General features: G+C 64.6%; 13 protein-coding genes and 1 riboswitch. Of the genes, 11 read left to right on the forward strand and 2 right to left on the reverse strand.

Translation table 11 applies throughout. From position 1 onward, the window contains the following. Window positions 1-133 precede the first annotated feature (133 nt). From rsxA to R0382_RS09110, 10 genes are all read left to right on the forward strand, one after another. Window positions 134-715, forward strand: a complete 582-nt coding sequence (rsxA, locus tag R0382_RS09065; protein ID WP_432724073.1) for an electron transport complex subunit RsxA — start codon at window positions 134-136, stop codon at window positions 713-715. A gap of 279 nt (window positions 716-994) precedes the next feature. After that, complete coding sequence (gene rsxB, locus R0382_RS09070) at window positions 995-1555, forward strand: electron transport complex subunit RsxB (protein WP_432724074.1); 561 nt, start codon at window positions 995-997, stop codon at window positions 1553-1555. Next, a complete protein-coding gene (gene rsxC, locus R0382_RS09075) occupies window positions 1552-3687 on the forward strand; it encodes an electron transport complex subunit RsxC (protein WP_432724075.1) in 2136 nt (711 codons plus the stop codon). The genes rsxB and rsxC overlap by 4 nt, the downstream gene beginning before the upstream one ends. Continuing rightward, a complete protein-coding gene (locus R0382_RS09080; RefSeq protein ID WP_432724077.1) occupies window positions 3684-4766 on the forward strand; it encodes a DinB family protein in 1083 nt (360 codons plus the stop codon). The genes rsxC and R0382_RS09080 overlap by 4 nt, the downstream gene beginning before the upstream one ends. Continuing rightward, window positions 4763-5806: an RnfABCDGE type electron transport complex subunit D gene (locus R0382_RS09085; protein WP_432724079.1), complete on the forward strand. Its 1044-nt coding sequence runs from the start codon at window positions 4763-4765 to the stop codon at window positions 5804-5806. The genes R0382_RS09080 and R0382_RS09085 overlap by 4 nt, the downstream gene beginning before the upstream one ends. Continuing rightward, window positions 5803-6483 carry an electron transport complex subunit RsxG gene (gene rsxG, locus R0382_RS09090; RefSeq protein ID WP_432724081.1) on the forward strand — a complete coding sequence of 227 codons (681 nt, stop codon included), beginning with the start codon at window positions 5803-5805 and terminating at the stop codon, window positions 6481-6483. Before R0382_RS09085 ends, rsxG begins: the two co-directional genes overlap by 4 nt. After that, window positions 6480-7178 carry an electron transport complex subunit E gene (locus tag R0382_RS09095; RefSeq protein ID WP_432724082.1) on the forward strand — a complete coding sequence of 233 codons (699 nt, stop codon included), beginning with the start codon at window positions 6480-6482 and terminating at the stop codon, window positions 7176-7178. Before rsxG ends, R0382_RS09095 begins: the two co-directional genes overlap by 4 nt. A gap of 215 nt (window positions 7179-7393) precedes the next feature. Further along, entirely contained in the window at window positions 7394-8044 is a 651-nt protein-coding gene (gene nth / locus R0382_RS09100; protein WP_432724084.1) for an endonuclease III, read from the forward strand. A gap of 202 nt (window positions 8045-8246) precedes the next feature. Next, entirely contained in the window at window positions 8247-8552 is a 306-nt protein-coding gene (locus tag R0382_RS09105; protein ID WP_432724086.1) for a hypothetical protein, read from the forward strand. A 259-nt stretch (window positions 8553-8811) separates the two neighbouring features. Then, the gene (locus tag R0382_RS09110; protein WP_432724087.1) at window positions 8812-9072 is read left to right on the forward strand and encodes a hypothetical protein; all 261 of its coding nucleotides are present in this window, start codon (window positions 8812-8814) and stop codon (window positions 9070-9072) included. A gap of 43 nt (window positions 9073-9115) precedes the next feature. Here the strand turns inward: R0382_RS09110 and R0382_RS09115 are convergent, their stop codons facing one another. Then, a complete protein-coding gene (locus R0382_RS09115; protein ID WP_432724089.1) occupies window positions 9116-10108 on the reverse strand; it encodes an AraC family transcriptional regulator in 993 nt (330 codons plus the stop codon). 251 nt (window positions 10109-10359) lie between these two features. Between R0382_RS09115 and R0382_RS09120 the strand changes: the two genes are divergently transcribed. Beyond that, window positions 10360-12213, forward strand: coding sequence for a carbohydrate-binding protein (locus R0382_RS09120; protein ID WP_432724091.1), 1854 nt, complete (start codon window positions 10360-10362; stop codon window positions 12211-12213). Between the two features lie 58 nt (window positions 12214-12271). Here R0382_RS09120 and R0382_RS09125 read toward each other — a convergent pair whose 3' ends face one another. Beyond that, window positions 12272-13660, reverse strand: coding sequence for an alanine/glycine:cation symporter family protein (locus R0382_RS09125; protein WP_432724093.1), 1389 nt, complete (start codon window positions 13658-13660; stop codon window positions 12272-12274). A gap of 94 nt (window positions 13661-13754) precedes the next feature. Next, window positions 13755-13873, reverse strand: a riboswitch (glycine riboswitch). Window positions 13874-14101 lie beyond the last annotated feature (228 nt).

A 14101-nucleotide genomic window follows, 5' to 3' on the forward strand; every position in this document is an offset into this window, starting at 1 on the left:
GTGTACGGGGCGGCGCGGGCCGCCCTTTTTACTTGGCGGCAACGATGCGGCTTGTTGACCAAACACGGCGTGTGGCAGCACGGTTTGGCCGGATAATTGCCCGGTTGGAAGGGATGGATGACGGTATGAGCGGATGGAACTGAATCATTACCTGCTGGTGCTGGTTGGCGCGGTGCTCGTCAACAATGTGGTGCTGGTGCGCATTCTCGGCCTGTGCCCGTTCATGGGCGTGTCGAAAAAGCTCGAGGCGTCGATCGGCATGGGGCTGGCGACGGCCTTCGTGCTGACGCTCGCCTGTGGCACCTCGTGGCTGACCGACCAGCTGCTGATCGCGTGGCAGCTCGAATACCTGCGCACGCTGGCCTTCATCGTCATCATCGCGGCGATCGTCCAGTTCACCGAGATGTTCATCCACAAGACCAGCCCGGCGCTGTACCAGACGCTGGGCATCTATCTGCCGCTGATCACGACCAATTGCGCCGTGCTCGGCGTGCCGCTGATCAACTCGCAGGCAAGGAACGGCTTTACCGAATCGCTGGTGTTCGGTTTCGGCAGCGCCGTCGGCTTTTCGCTGATCCTGATCCTGTTCGCGGCGATCCGCGAGCGGCTCGAGGGCGCCGATATCCCGGCGCCGTTCAAGGGCACGCCGATCGCCTTTATCACCGCCGGACTTATGAGCCTCGCGTTCATGGGTTTCTCCGGCCTGGTTAAATGAGCGCCTGTTCATGATCTTTTCACGTCAGCGCCGCGCCGGAAAAAGTGTGGTTACCAGGCGTACGACACAGCCAATAACCGGTTACTGGCAAGGAGTACAACGCAGTGAACGCACTTTTTCCGGCCCGGCCCTTCGGGTTCGGTGCATTGCCGGCAGATCGCGGCGTTGCCGGCCGCTTGCGGTACCAGTACCGCCGCGCGTCCGGCGCCTTGCGCTCCCTCCGGCATTGCTCCGAACGCTGCCGCGAAAAGATCATGAACAGGCGCTGAGGGCCATGCGATGAGTTTCTGGCTGGCTCTGGGCGTGATGATTGCGCTGGCCGTGGTGCTGGGTGCGATTCTTGGTGTCGCGGCGATCCGTTTCAAGGTCGACGAAGACCCCCTGGTCGACAAGATCGACGCGATCCTGCCGCAGACGCAGTGCGGCCAGTGCGGCTTCCCCGGCTGCAAGCCGTACGCGAGCGCGATCGCCAATGACGACGCCGAGATCAACCAGTGTCCGCCCGGCGGCGACGACGGCGTGCGCAAGCTGGCCGAGCTGCTCGGCAAGGAGTACAAGCCGCTGAACGCCGAGAACGGCGTCGAAAAGCCCAAGGCACTGGCGGTGATCGACGAGGAAATCTGCATCGGTTGTACCTTGTGCATCCAGGCCTGTCCGGTCGACGCGATTGTCGGTGCGGCCAAGCAGCTGCATACGGTGATCGCGTCCGAATGTACCGGCTGCGAGCTGTGCATCGCGCCGTGTCCGGTCGACTGCATCGACATGGTCGATGTCGGCGAGGCAGCGGCGACATGGAAATGGCGCTACCCGGTGATCCAGCTCAAGCGGGTCGCCGCATGAGCGCGCGGCCGATTTACCGCTTCAATGGCGGCGTGCATCCGCCCGAACACAAGCTTGAATCGTCGGGTTCGCCCATCGTCGCCGGCCCCTTGCCGGCACAGCTGGTGCTGCCGCTGCGGCAAAGCATCGGCAACGCCGCCAAGCCGCTGGTTGCGATTGGCGAGCAGGTGCGCAAGGGGCAGATGATTGCCGCCGCCGATGGCAGCGTGTCGGCGGCGGTGCATGCGCCGACGTCGGGTGCGGTCACCGCGATCGAAGACCGGCTGATTGCCCACCCGTCGGGCTTGCATGAAACCTGCATCGTCATCGCCTGCGACGGGCAGGATGCGTGGGGCGAGCGCTCGCGCTTCGACTGGCGGGCCGCGCAGGCCGGCGGCGATGGCCGGGCGATCCGAGATTACCTGCGCGATATGGGCGTGGTCGGCCTTGGCGGCGCGGTGTTCCCGTCGCATCTGAAGCTTGCCGGCCGCGATGCGCTGCAGACACTGATCATCAACGGCGCCGAGTGCGAACCCTATATCAGCTGCGACGACCGGCTGATGCGCGAACGCGCCGCCGAGATCGTCGCCGGCATCGTCATCGTCCGGCAGTTGCTGAACGCCGGCGAGGTGCTGATCGGCGTCGAGGACAACAAGCCCGAAGCCATCGCCGCACTGCGCGAGGCCATCGCTGCCTCGGGTGAACAGGGTATCGAGGTTGCCGTGGTGCCGACGCTGTACCCGTCCGGCGGCGCCAAGCAGCTGATCAAGCTGCTGACGAATATCGAGGTGCCGAGCGGCGTGCGCTCGACCGATCTGGGCGTGCAGTGTTTCAACGTCGCGACCATCTACACGATTTACCGTGCGCTCGAGCACGCCGAACCGGTGATCAGCCGCATCGTCACGCTGACCGGCCATGTCGCGCGGCCCGGCAATGTCGAGGCGCTGATCGGCACGCCGCTGGCGGACCTGATGGCGTTTGCCGGCGCGCAGCCGGGCACGCGCGAACACATCTACGGCGGGCCGATGATGGGCTTTGCGCTGCCGGGGCTGGATGTGGGCCTCTCCAAGGCCGGCAACTGCATCATCGCAACGACGCCGGTGGATTTCCCCGAGCCGGCGCGCGAGATGCCGTGCATCCGCTGCGGCGAATGCGCCAGCGCCTGCCCGGCCGAGCTGCAACCGATGGACCTGTACTGGTTTGCCCGCAGCCGTGAATTCGGTCGGGCGCAGGAACGCAATCTGTTCGACTGCATCGAGTGTGGCGCGTGCGCCTACGTCTGCCCGTCGAGCATCCGGCTGGTCGACTACTACCGTTTCGCCAAGTCCGAGATCTGGGCGGCCGAAGCGAACAAGAAGTCCGCCGACAAGGCGCGCGAGCGTCACGAGTTCAAGCAGTTCCGCGAGGAACGCGAAAAGCGCGAGAAGGCCGAGCGCCTTGCCGCAAGGCAGGCGGCAGCCGCCAGCAAATCGGCCACCGCAGCGGCGGCACCGGATGCGGCGGTCGTTGACGACGCCGAAGCCAAGGCCGCCAAGATCAAGGCGGCGATGGCCCGCGCGGCAGAACGCAAGGCCGGCGGTGAGACTGCCGCAGCGGCGGGCGAGATCGACCTCGAGGCCGAAAAGCGCGCCAAGATCGCCGCCGCGATGGCGCGCGCCGCCGCGCGCAAGGCGCATCTCGAATCGCTGCAGCCGGGTGACGCTTCGGCAGGCGATGGTGCGTCGCAGCCCGCGACCGACGACGCCAAGGCCGAGAAGATCCGCGCCGCGATGGACGCAGCGGCGAAGCGCAAAGCCATGCGCGATGCCGCGCAGGCTGGCGACGGAGCCACACCGCCGCCATCGCCGCCGATCGACGATGCCAAGGCCGAGAAGATCCGTGCGGCGATGGCAGCGGCCGCGCAGCGCAAGGCGCATCGCGAGTCATTGCAATCGGCCGCCGCCGCGCCGGCCGCCGAGGTTGCGAAGCCGGTGGCGTCGCTCGACCCGGAAAAGGCCGAACGCATTCGCGCCGCGATGCAGAAACGCGATGAGGAAAAGGCCAGACTGGCCGCAATGAGCCCGGACGAGCGCGCTGCGCTCGATGCCGACAGACAGGCCCGGATTGAAGCTGCCAAGGCGCGCGCCGCGGCAAAGAAGGAGGGTGGGGCATGAGCATCTTGATCGTTCCAGGCTACGGTGGCTCCGGCCCGGATCACTGGCAAAGCCGCTGGCAGGCGATGCATGCCGATTGCATCCGCGTTGAACAGGCCGACTGGGACGCCCCCGATCTCGATGACTGGATAGACCGGCTCGATGCTGCGGTGGCCGCTGCCGGCCCCGGCGTGAAAATCGCCGCGCACAGCCTCGGTTGCTTGCTCGTTGCGCACTGGGCGGCGCGTTCGCCCCGTGCGATTGCCGGTGCCTTGCTCGTGGCCGTGCCCGATCCGCAGGGCGCCGCGTTTCCGCCTGCCGCTGCCGGCTTCGGCCCGGCGCCGACCGCTGCGCTGCCGTTTGCGGCGACCGTCATCGCCAGCCGCGACGATCCGTACGCGGGCTGGGCATTCAGCGAAGGGATCGCCCGCAATTGGGGCGCGACGCTGATCGACGCCGGTACGCGCGGTCATCTGAACGCCGACAGTGCGCTGGGCGACTGGGCCGAAGGCTGGTGCGCGCTGCACGGCATCGGTCTCGCCGACGCGGTGATGGGCCCTGCGCAGTGGGCGCTGCTGGCGCGCTACAACGCGGTGATGAATGCCAAGGTCTACGCCGCGGCGGCGAGCCTGTCCGAGGCCGAGCTGATGCGCGACCGCGGTGCCTTTTTCGGCTCGCTGTTCGCGACGCTGAATCATCTGGTCGTCGGCGACACCATGTGGCTGAAGCGTTTTGCCGCGCATCCCGCCACCGACGCCAACAATCACGCGGCGGTGCTGGCACCGGTCGTGGCGCTGCCGATGCCGGCCGGGCTGGATGCGATTGTTTGCGCCGATCTGCCGGCGCTGGCCGCGCGCCGCGCCTTGCTCGATCACGCGATCGGCCGCTGGGTCGGCGCGTTGACGCCGGCGCTGCTGGCCGAGACGCTGCACTACACCCGCGCCAATGGCGCCGCCTATTCGAAACGCCTTGGCGACGTGCTGCTGCATTTCTTCAACCACCAGACGCACCACCGTGGCCAGGCGAGCACCTTGCTGTCGCAGGCCGGCGTCGATATCGGCGTCACCGATCTGGCGCCGATGATTGCGGACGTCGAATGATCACTTCTCCGTTCTTCACCAAGCCGACGCCGCTGCAGATCGTGATGGCCAAGGTGATGCTGGCGCTGCTGCCGGGCATCGCGGTTTATGTCTACGCCTTCGGCGCCGGCATCATCATCCAGCTGCTGCTGGCGACGCTGACCGCGCTGGCGGTCGAAGCCGCGTGCCTGAAGCTGCGCGATTTCCCGATCAAGCCCTTCATCACCGACGGTTCGGCCATTGTCACCGCCTGGCTGCTGGCGCTGTCGATGCCGCCGCTGGCGCCGTGGTGGATGATCGTCGTCGCCACCGCGATCGCCATCGGCCTTGCCAAGCACTTGTACGGCGGGCTGGGGCAGAACACCTTCAACCCGGCGATGGTCGGCTTTGCCGTGATGATGGTGTCGTTCCCGGCGCAGATGTCGCGCTGGGCGGCACCGCAGGCCTTGCAGGCGAGCGGCCTCGATGCCGCCGCGCAGCTGGGCTACATTTTCACCGGCCGGCTGCCCGATGCGCTGAGCTTCGATGCGATCGCGTCGGCGACGCCGCTCGACAGCGTCAAGACGACGATCCTGCAACACGGCGGCATCGGCGATCTGTTCGCCGCGCCGCTGTTCCACGCTGGCCAGCTGGGCCACTGGCTGCCGGGCATGGTGGGCTGGATCGCGCTGGCCTATCTGGTCGGCGGGCTGTATCTGTACGCGTCGCGGATCATTCCTTGGCAGACGCCGGTGGCGTTCGTGGCCGCGCTGGCGGCGATCTCGGGCGTGCTGCACCTTGTCGATCCGGCGCGCTTCATGTCGCCGCTGTTCCACCTGTTCTCGGGCGCGGCGATGCTAGCCGCCTTCTTCATCGTCACCGATCCGGTGTCGGGGCCGACGACGCCGAGAGGCAGGCTGATCTATGGCGCACTGATCGGCGTGCTGGTCTACGTGATCCGCGTGTTCGGCGGTTACCCGGATGGCGTGGCGTTCGCGGTGCTGATCATGAATCTGGCCGCACCCTTCATCGACCAGTACACGCAGCCGAAAGTGTTTGGCCGCAAGGGCAAGGCCGCATGAAACGGATGATGAAATCCGGCGTGCGCGGCGCGGCGACGCTGGCGCTGTTCGCGCTGGTGTTTACCGCGCTGATGGCCGGCACCTATGCCCTGACCCGCGATACGGTGAAGCAGAACGAGCTGGCGGCCAAGGTCGCGCTGCTGGCGCAGGTGCTGCCGGCCGGCAGCTACGACAACGCGCTGGCGGACGACGCGATCGTCGTGCCGAAGCTCGACGCCGCGCAACTGGGCAACGACGCCGACAGCCATATCTATCTGGCGAAAAAGGCCGGCCGGACCGTCGCAGCGGTGATCGAAGCCACGGCGCCCGATGGCTACGCCGGCAAGATCCGGCTGTTGATCGGCATCGATACCAACGGCACGGTGCTTGGCGTACGCGTCGTCAGCCACAAGGAAACCCCGGGCCTTGGCGACTATATCGATGCGGCCAAATCGGACTGGATTGCCCAGTTCGGCGGCAAAAGCATTGCCAATCCCGGCGACGCGCGCTGGAAAGTGAAGAAAGACGGTGGCCAGTTCGACAGCCGCGCCGGTGCGACAATCAGCCCGCGCGCGGTGGTCAAGGCGATCCATGCGACGCTGGTCTATGTCGCCGCGCATCGCGCTGCCTTGTTTGATGCGCGTCCCGCGGTTTCATCCGAAGCGCGTCCCGCGCAACGATCCGGAGACCCAGCATGATCGATCATGCCGAAGCAAAGTCCATTGCCCACAACGGCCTGTGGAAGCAGAACGCCGGCCTCGTGCAGATTCTCGGCCTGTGCCCGGTGCTGGTGATGTCGACCAATATCGTCAACGGCGTCAGCCTCGGGCTGGCCACCAGCCTGGTGATGCTGATTTCCGGCATGGCGGTCGCATCGATCCGCCATTTCGTGCCGAACGAGCTGCGCACGCCGATCTTCATCCTGATCATCGCCGCGCTGGTGACCATGGTCGATCTGGCGATGAACGCCTACGTCCACGGCCTGTACGTCGTGCTCGGCATCTTCATTCCGCTGATCACCACCAACTGCATCGTGCTCGCACGCGCCGAAGCCTTCGCCAGCAAGAACGGCGTCTGGCAGTCGGGCGTCGACGGCTTCGCGATGGGGCTGGGCCTGACCGGCGTGCTGGCGGTACTCGGCGCGATGCGCGAACTGGTCGGCCAGGGCACGCTGCTGTCGGGCATCGAGCTGCTGTTCGGCGCACACGCCAAAGCCTGGGTGATCCACGTGATTCCGGCCGACATGAATTACCAGTTCCTGCTGGCGATGCTGCCACCGGGCGCCTTCATCGGCCTTGGCCTGCTGGTGGCCGGCAAGATGGCGCTCGACCGGCGCGCCGAAGCGCGGGCCAAGGCAGCCGCCGCGCGCGGCCCCGAGGGCGTGACGGCTTGAACCGGATTGAATTGGCTTGAACGGTTAGAATCAACGCCCCGCCGAGCCTCTCCCTGTCGGTGAGCGAGCCGATGCAGTTTGGCGCCGCCCGGAGCGCAGAAACCGGAATGTACGTCGTAGTACATGAGGATTTCGAGCACCGGACGGGGACAAAATGCGAAGGCGCAGCCACCTACAGGGAGAGGCGCAAGCGGGGCGTTTTGCATGGAGTAATGATGAACAAAGACACCCGCCGCGAATTCTTCCGCCGCCTCGCCGAGCTTGATCCGGCGCCGAAGAGCGAGCTCGAATACACCACGCCGTTCGAGCTGCTCGCCGCGGTGCTGCTGTCGGCGCAGGCGACCGACATCGGCGTCAACAAGGCGACGCGCAGGCTGTTCCCGGTCGCCAATACGCCGCAAACGATCCTCGCGCTCGGGCAGGAAGGGCTGGAATCGTATATCGCGACGATCGGCCTCTATCGCAGCAAGGCCAAGCACCTGCTGCAGACCTGTGCGATCTTGCTCGAACGCTACGGTGGCGAGGTGCCGAACGATCAGGCCGCGCTCGAATCGTTGCCCGGCGTCGGCCGCAAGACGGCCAATGTGGTGCGCAATATCGCTTTCGGCGAGCCGACGATGGCCGTCGATACGCATATCTTCCGCCTCGGCAACCGCACCGGCATGGCGCCGGGCAAGGACGTGCTGGCGGTCGAGCTGAAGCTCTTGAAGGTCGTGCCGAAGGAATACATGCTGCACGCCCACCACTGGCTGATCCTGCACGGCCGCTATATCTGCAAGGCGCGCCGGCCCGAATGCTGGCGCTGCGTGGTCGCCGATCTGTGTGATTACAAGAGCAAGGAAATGCTGCCGCCGAAGGGGCGGTGAATCGGGCGTAAACGGCGAATGCTTTCTATGCGTGTTGGTTTGGTGAAAATTTTAATGCCGCTCAGCAGCTTGAAGAGCCACTGGCATGGCTGTCATTGAATCCGGCAACTAGCTTTCGGATCAGGCCACGCAATCGCGGGGCCATCCTGACCTGCTGCAAAGCAGCAGGTGTGCCACTCAACCCTGGAATGAGGAATCATCCATGGCTACGTTAGACGATTTCAAGAGCATTCCCCTTAAAACCTATCTACGACTTTGGGGTCATTACGGCTCCTCGATCAATCAGGAATGCCTGCAAGGCACTTTTGTCAAACTCGACGAAGCGGCCGGCGTCGTTCACCTGGAAAGCACGGTGTATGCGGGTCGAACGGACAGGGTGCCCATCGCCAAGGTAGAACGGATCGAGGACTGGCATACCGGCTCCGGCGCCTCCGGCCCGGTACAGAAGCCGGATAAGGTCTACAACCCGGTGTCTGGCGAATGGCAAGACCAGGGATACAGGTCTTGAGCGCGACAGCAAGCGGACAACAGCCTGGAATCAACGATTCCAGGCTGTTTTGCTCGGGATGTCGCCATCGCGCGGCCGAGGCGGCAAGGGCCCAAGCTGCGGCGGACATTGGCCGCATCCTTACTTGTTAGTCAGGCTAATATTGGGGTTAAACTTACAAAGTAATATGGCTTGTGAGCCCGCATACTAGCCTTGCCATTGATCGGGAGTCGGGCTTCTGGTCCTGTCACGCAGGGGGAATGAAGTGAATCACGCTGCAATGGCCTTGCTGCTGATTGGGGCCGGATTGAATCTTGCTATTTCTTTCGCCGTTTTCCGTTGCGGACTCTACGAGCTCAGGCAGAAACTGATCCAGATTTCGCTGATCTGGCTACTGCCCGTGGTTGGTGCCGCCCTGATCGGCTGCTTTTTGCGTTCCCAGTATGAAAGCACCCGATCCGAACCGGCTGGGGGCGAGGAGAGCGATGCCGACCTGCCTCCGCTGGGGCATTGCATTGACGGGACGGATCACCAGCCCTGAGCATCGCCCAAATTGCTGGTGGGCAACGTTCATGCCCGTCCAATCAAAGCGGCCGCACCGGAATGCAAATATCGCATTCGAAATCCTCACGCCGGCGGTCGTCGCCCGGTGCGCCGCTATAGCGCTCGAAGCACGGCCGGTTGTCGAACTGGTAGCCGCTGCTTGGCAGCCAGTCGCGCGTCAGTGTCATCCACGCATCGCCGATGGTGTGGACGTCACCGCGGAACGCCGCAATCGCGTAGCGGCCACCCGGCAGTTCGGCGATGCCCACTTCGCCGGTCGCGACGAAGTCGGCCGCTACTTCGACGGCCGCGTCGTAGCGGCATTTTTCCGGCGACGTGACGCTCGGATCGTCATGGCCGATGCCATAGGTGGTGTTGGCGCCAAGGCCGTGGCTGGCGACCCAGGGCGAGAACTTGCCGCGCCAGAACTGACCAATGGCCGGGCCATAGGGGCCGATATGGCGCAAGTAGGCGACGCGCGTCGGTGGCAGGGTCTGGATCGTGACGTTCATGGCGTTCTCCATCTCGGTGTATGAGGCCCTATCCTGCTCCTGCGTACCGGTGCCGGCCTGATCGAAGTTGCGATCGGACTGATCCGGATTGCGGTTGTCACGCTGCCGGGCGCGGACGGCGTCGAGCTGGGCCTGCCAGCGCGCCGGCGTCTGCTTGCGCCAGTCACTGGGCGTGATGCCGAAACGGGTCTTGAAGGCGCGTGCAAATGCTTCACCGGAGCCGAAGCCGACTGCCAGCGCCACGTTCAGTACCGGTTCGTCCGGATGGGTGGAGAGCGTCGACGCGGCGATCTCCAGCCTGCGCCGGCGCAGGTAATCCCCCAGCGTTTCGCCCAGCCAGGCCTGAAAGACGCGATGGAAATGAAACGGTGAAAAATTCGCCACGCTGGCGAGCGTGGCGAGGTCGAGCGGGGCGTCGAGGTGGCGGTCGATATGGTCCAGCACCCGGTTCATTCGGCGGGTGTATTCGGCAAGGTGCGGATTGGGCATGGCGCGTTGCATGGGCAGAGGTGCGTTCAGCATTGCACGGTCTTTCGGACCGGACAAGCTGCTTGAAAGCGGTGAAGGACGTGTGATTGCAACGTCATTCGTGAAGCGGGATTTCCGGCGTTCGCACGCAGTGTATTGATCTGATTGGCATTTTTTCATCCAGTCTTGCCGTTCATGAATCCGGCCACCGTCGCGGCTGGTTGCGTCCCCTTGGTCCTGACACATTGCCCTGCGCGGCGGAACGACCGCGCGATGCCGACAAGACACCAAGGAGATGGCGACCGATGAACCGTTTCAACCAGTTTGCGTTGACCGCAATTCCCGCAGCCTGCGTAGCGCTGCAAGCTTATGCCTACCCGACCTGGGTAGAAGGCAGCACCTATGCCGCCGGCACGATCGTGGCGTATCAGGGGCATGACTACAAGGCGCTGACGACGCATACCGCCTACGTGGGTACGGGCTGGACGCCGTCGACCACGCCGACCTTGTGGCAAGACCTGGGTACTCAGTCCAACGTGACGCCGACGCCGACGCCGACGCCGACGCCGACGCCGACCCCGACCCCGACCCCGACCCCGACCCCAGCACCCACGCCGAGCGGATGCACGTCGTGGGGGGCGACCGTGGTCTACACCGGCAGCCAGTGCGTGATCTACAAGGGCAAGATGTATCGCGCCAAGTGGTGGGCGCAGGGCGTCGAGCCGGGTGTCGATCCATGGGGGCCGTGGGAATACATCGGCGATGTACAAGCTCCGCCGACGCCGACGCCGACGCCGACGCCGACGCCGACGCCAACGCCGCGGCCATTGCCAAATGAGTCGGTGGCACTGATTGCCAACGGTTCAGATGTAAATGTTTCTTGGACGAGCCGCCCGCAGAACTATCCAGGTGGTCAACGTTGGGATCTCGTTGAAAATGGGGTTGTCGTCTACAGCGGCAAGCTTGATACCAGTGTCCCCTATGGGCAGTGTGATGGCTCGTTTTGCTTCGACGGTTACATTTTGAACGGTCGGGGAAGGGTGCTGAACGTTGTCCCTGGTAACCACAGCTACCAGATCGTGGTGTATTACGATGAGCGCGTTGCCTATACCAGCGAGCTGTACCCGGTAACGGTAACCGGGCGACCGGCTGTATCTGCCATAAGTGTTGCAACCTGGCGTGGGGGCGCCAAGGGCGCTTATTCGATGGTGCACGACGATTTCTGCAACAGTAGCGTCAGCCAAAGCCATACGACGATTGCCGAGCCGGAGCTGACCAAGCGCGGTCTGGTCGCCGCGTTTGGCGCCATCACGGCCGAATGCCAACCCGCTCACTGGGCTGCGGCACAGACCTTCGTGACGCACGGTCATGAAATCGCCAACCACTCGCGCAACCATCTGCCAGCCGGCAGCAGCGATGCAAATTGGGTCAACAGCGTCGAAATCGGTGACTCGGTTCAGGATGTGAAAACGAATCTGAATGGCTACCAGATGACGTACTTCATCTGGCCGTACGATACCGCAACCGATGCGGCGCTCGCCTACTTGCGCACGCAACCGGGCTATCTGGGCGGACGGGGCAGCAATCGCGATCTGGGAGGCGGCAACATCGAGTACGTCGGTCGTCCGGCGGGGGTGAATGCGGCCAACTTCAGCGATCCGTACATGGTGAAGTGGGATGTGTTCACCGCGTCCGGCCAATGGTCGCTGTATCCGATGGGCAGCGAAATCCTCAACCTGCACGTCGATGCGGCGATCGATCAGGGCGGCTGGGCGACGCGGACGATGCATGGCGTCAGCGACAATGCCTACGACGGTTACGAGCCGGTGCCGGTGGCTCGTTACCTTGGTCATCTGGACTATGTGAAGGCCAAGGTCGACGCCGGGCTGTTGTGGGTGGCGACGCCGTCGAACGTGATCCGCTACCGTTATGCCCGTGAAGCATGCGCGCCGACGCTGAGCGGCAATCAGGTCGTGTTCAACACCGGTAACAACGATTGCTACAAGTACGCCACGTCGCTGTCGTTGGAGTTCCGCGCCAGCGAAGCGATCAGCGTCGATCAGGGGGGCAGCAAGCTGCCGGTCAAGGCACTTGGTGACGGAAGGTACCGTGTCGACGCCTATCCGCTGTGGGGGGCGCTGACGATCTCTAGCCAGTAGTCCTTGGCGGAAAGGAAATCCCCGGCCAAGGCCGGGGGTTTTTGCGTTGTACTGGCAATCAGCGCCGCGCCAGCGCCGGTTGCAGCGCGCCATTGTCGCGGTCATCAAGCTGGCCGGCGAAGTAGCGGCGGGTTTCCGAAGCGATCACGTGGCGCAGGCCGATCAGGCCGATCAGGTTCGGAATCGCCATCAGGCCGTTGACGATGTCGGCGAGCACCCAGATCAGGTCCAGATGCAGGAAGGCGCTGCCGACGATGCAGGCGATGAACACCAGCTTGAACGGAATGATGCCGCGCCGGCCGGCGAGGTACTGCATGCAGCGCTCGCCGTAGTAGTTCCAGCCGATGATGGTGGTGAAGGCGAAGAACAGCAGGCCGACGGTGACGATCAGGTTGCCCCAGTCCTGCGACAGCCCTTGCTGGAAGGCGAGGTTGGTCATCCGCGCGCCGCTGGCGTCGCCCGACCAGACGCCGGTGACGATCAGCACCAGCCCGGTCATCGTGCAGATGATGATGGTATCGAAGAAGGTGCCGGTCATCGAGATCAGCCCTTGTTCGACGCAGGAATTGCTGCGCGCGGCGGCGGCGGCGATCGGTGCGCTGCCGAGGCCCGACTCGTTCGAGAACACGCCGCGGGCGACGCCGCTCTGGATCGCCAGCATCATCGTCGCGCCGAAGAAGCCGCCGACGGCCGCATGGCCGGTGAAGGCCGACTGGATCACCAGCACGATCGCCTGCGGCAGCGCGCTGGCGTTCATCGCCAGCAAGGCGACCGATGCGGTGACATAGAACACCATCATGAAGGGCACGATGGCCTCGGCGACGCGCGAGATCGACTTGATGCCGCCGAGCGTGATCAGCGCCACCAGCACCGCCAGCGTCAAACAGGTCCACAGCACCGGGATATCGAAAGTGGCGTGTACGGCTTCGGAAATCGCGTTGACCTGCGCAAACGTGCCGATGCCGAACAGCGCAACACCGACGCCGAACAGCGCGAACAGCTTGCCCAGCCATGGCAGGCCCAGCCCGTGCGTCAGGTAATACATCGGCCCGCCGGCCATCTGGCCCTTGTCGTCGACGGTGCGGTATTTCACCGCCAGCAGGCATTCGGCGTACTTGGTCGCCATGCCGAAGAACGCCGCCATCCACATCCAGAACAGCGCGCCGGGGCCGCCGAGCTTGATCGCGGTGGCCACGCCGACGATGTTGCCGGTGCCGACGGTGGCCGACAGCGCGGTACACAGCGCGGCAAAGCTCGACACATCGCCGGGCAGGTGCGGGTTCTTGTCGGCGCGGAACACCAGTTTGAGCGCCAGCGGCAGCTTGAGCACCTGCAGCAGCCCGAGCCGGGCGGTCAGGTAAAGGCCGGTGCCGACCAGCAGGATCAATAAGGGCGGGCCCCAGACGAGGTTGTCTATCGTCTGCAGCAGGTCTTGTAGCGGGGGCATGGTTTGAAAGTCTCCGTCAGTATCAAACATCGATCTGACAGAGGGGACGGCCAGCCGCACGCCGCCCGGGACGCGGGCAGGCACGGCGAGCGGCCGTCCTTCCTCTGTCCTTTTACCTGAGCGTTTCAGCGTTCCTGATGGAGCGCCTTTCGCCTTCGGTGCCCGGCCGGTGCATTTGGTCAACGCACGCCGGGGCTCTCCAGAGGCTCGTCCAGTCGCAGTCCCTGCCGGGTTTTCCCGGCGCCTGAAAGATTCACTTCTTCGGCGGCCCGACACGCCTTGCGGCCTGACATCGTGGGCACTCTCCTGCGACCTTCATCCGAACACGGGGGAAGCTTGCAAAACCGAATGTAGCAAAACAACGTAGTCGATGGCATTGAGATTTATCCCAATGTTGACCTGCCACAAACGCGCTGGTCGCCGCGTTCGCGTTCGCGCTCC

The organism is Jeongeupia wiesaeckerbachi, from assembly GCF_050916355.1.
GTDB classification, from domain to species: Bacteria; Pseudomonadota; Gammaproteobacteria; order Burkholderiales; family Chitinibacteraceae; genus Jeongeupia; species Jeongeupia wiesaeckerbachi.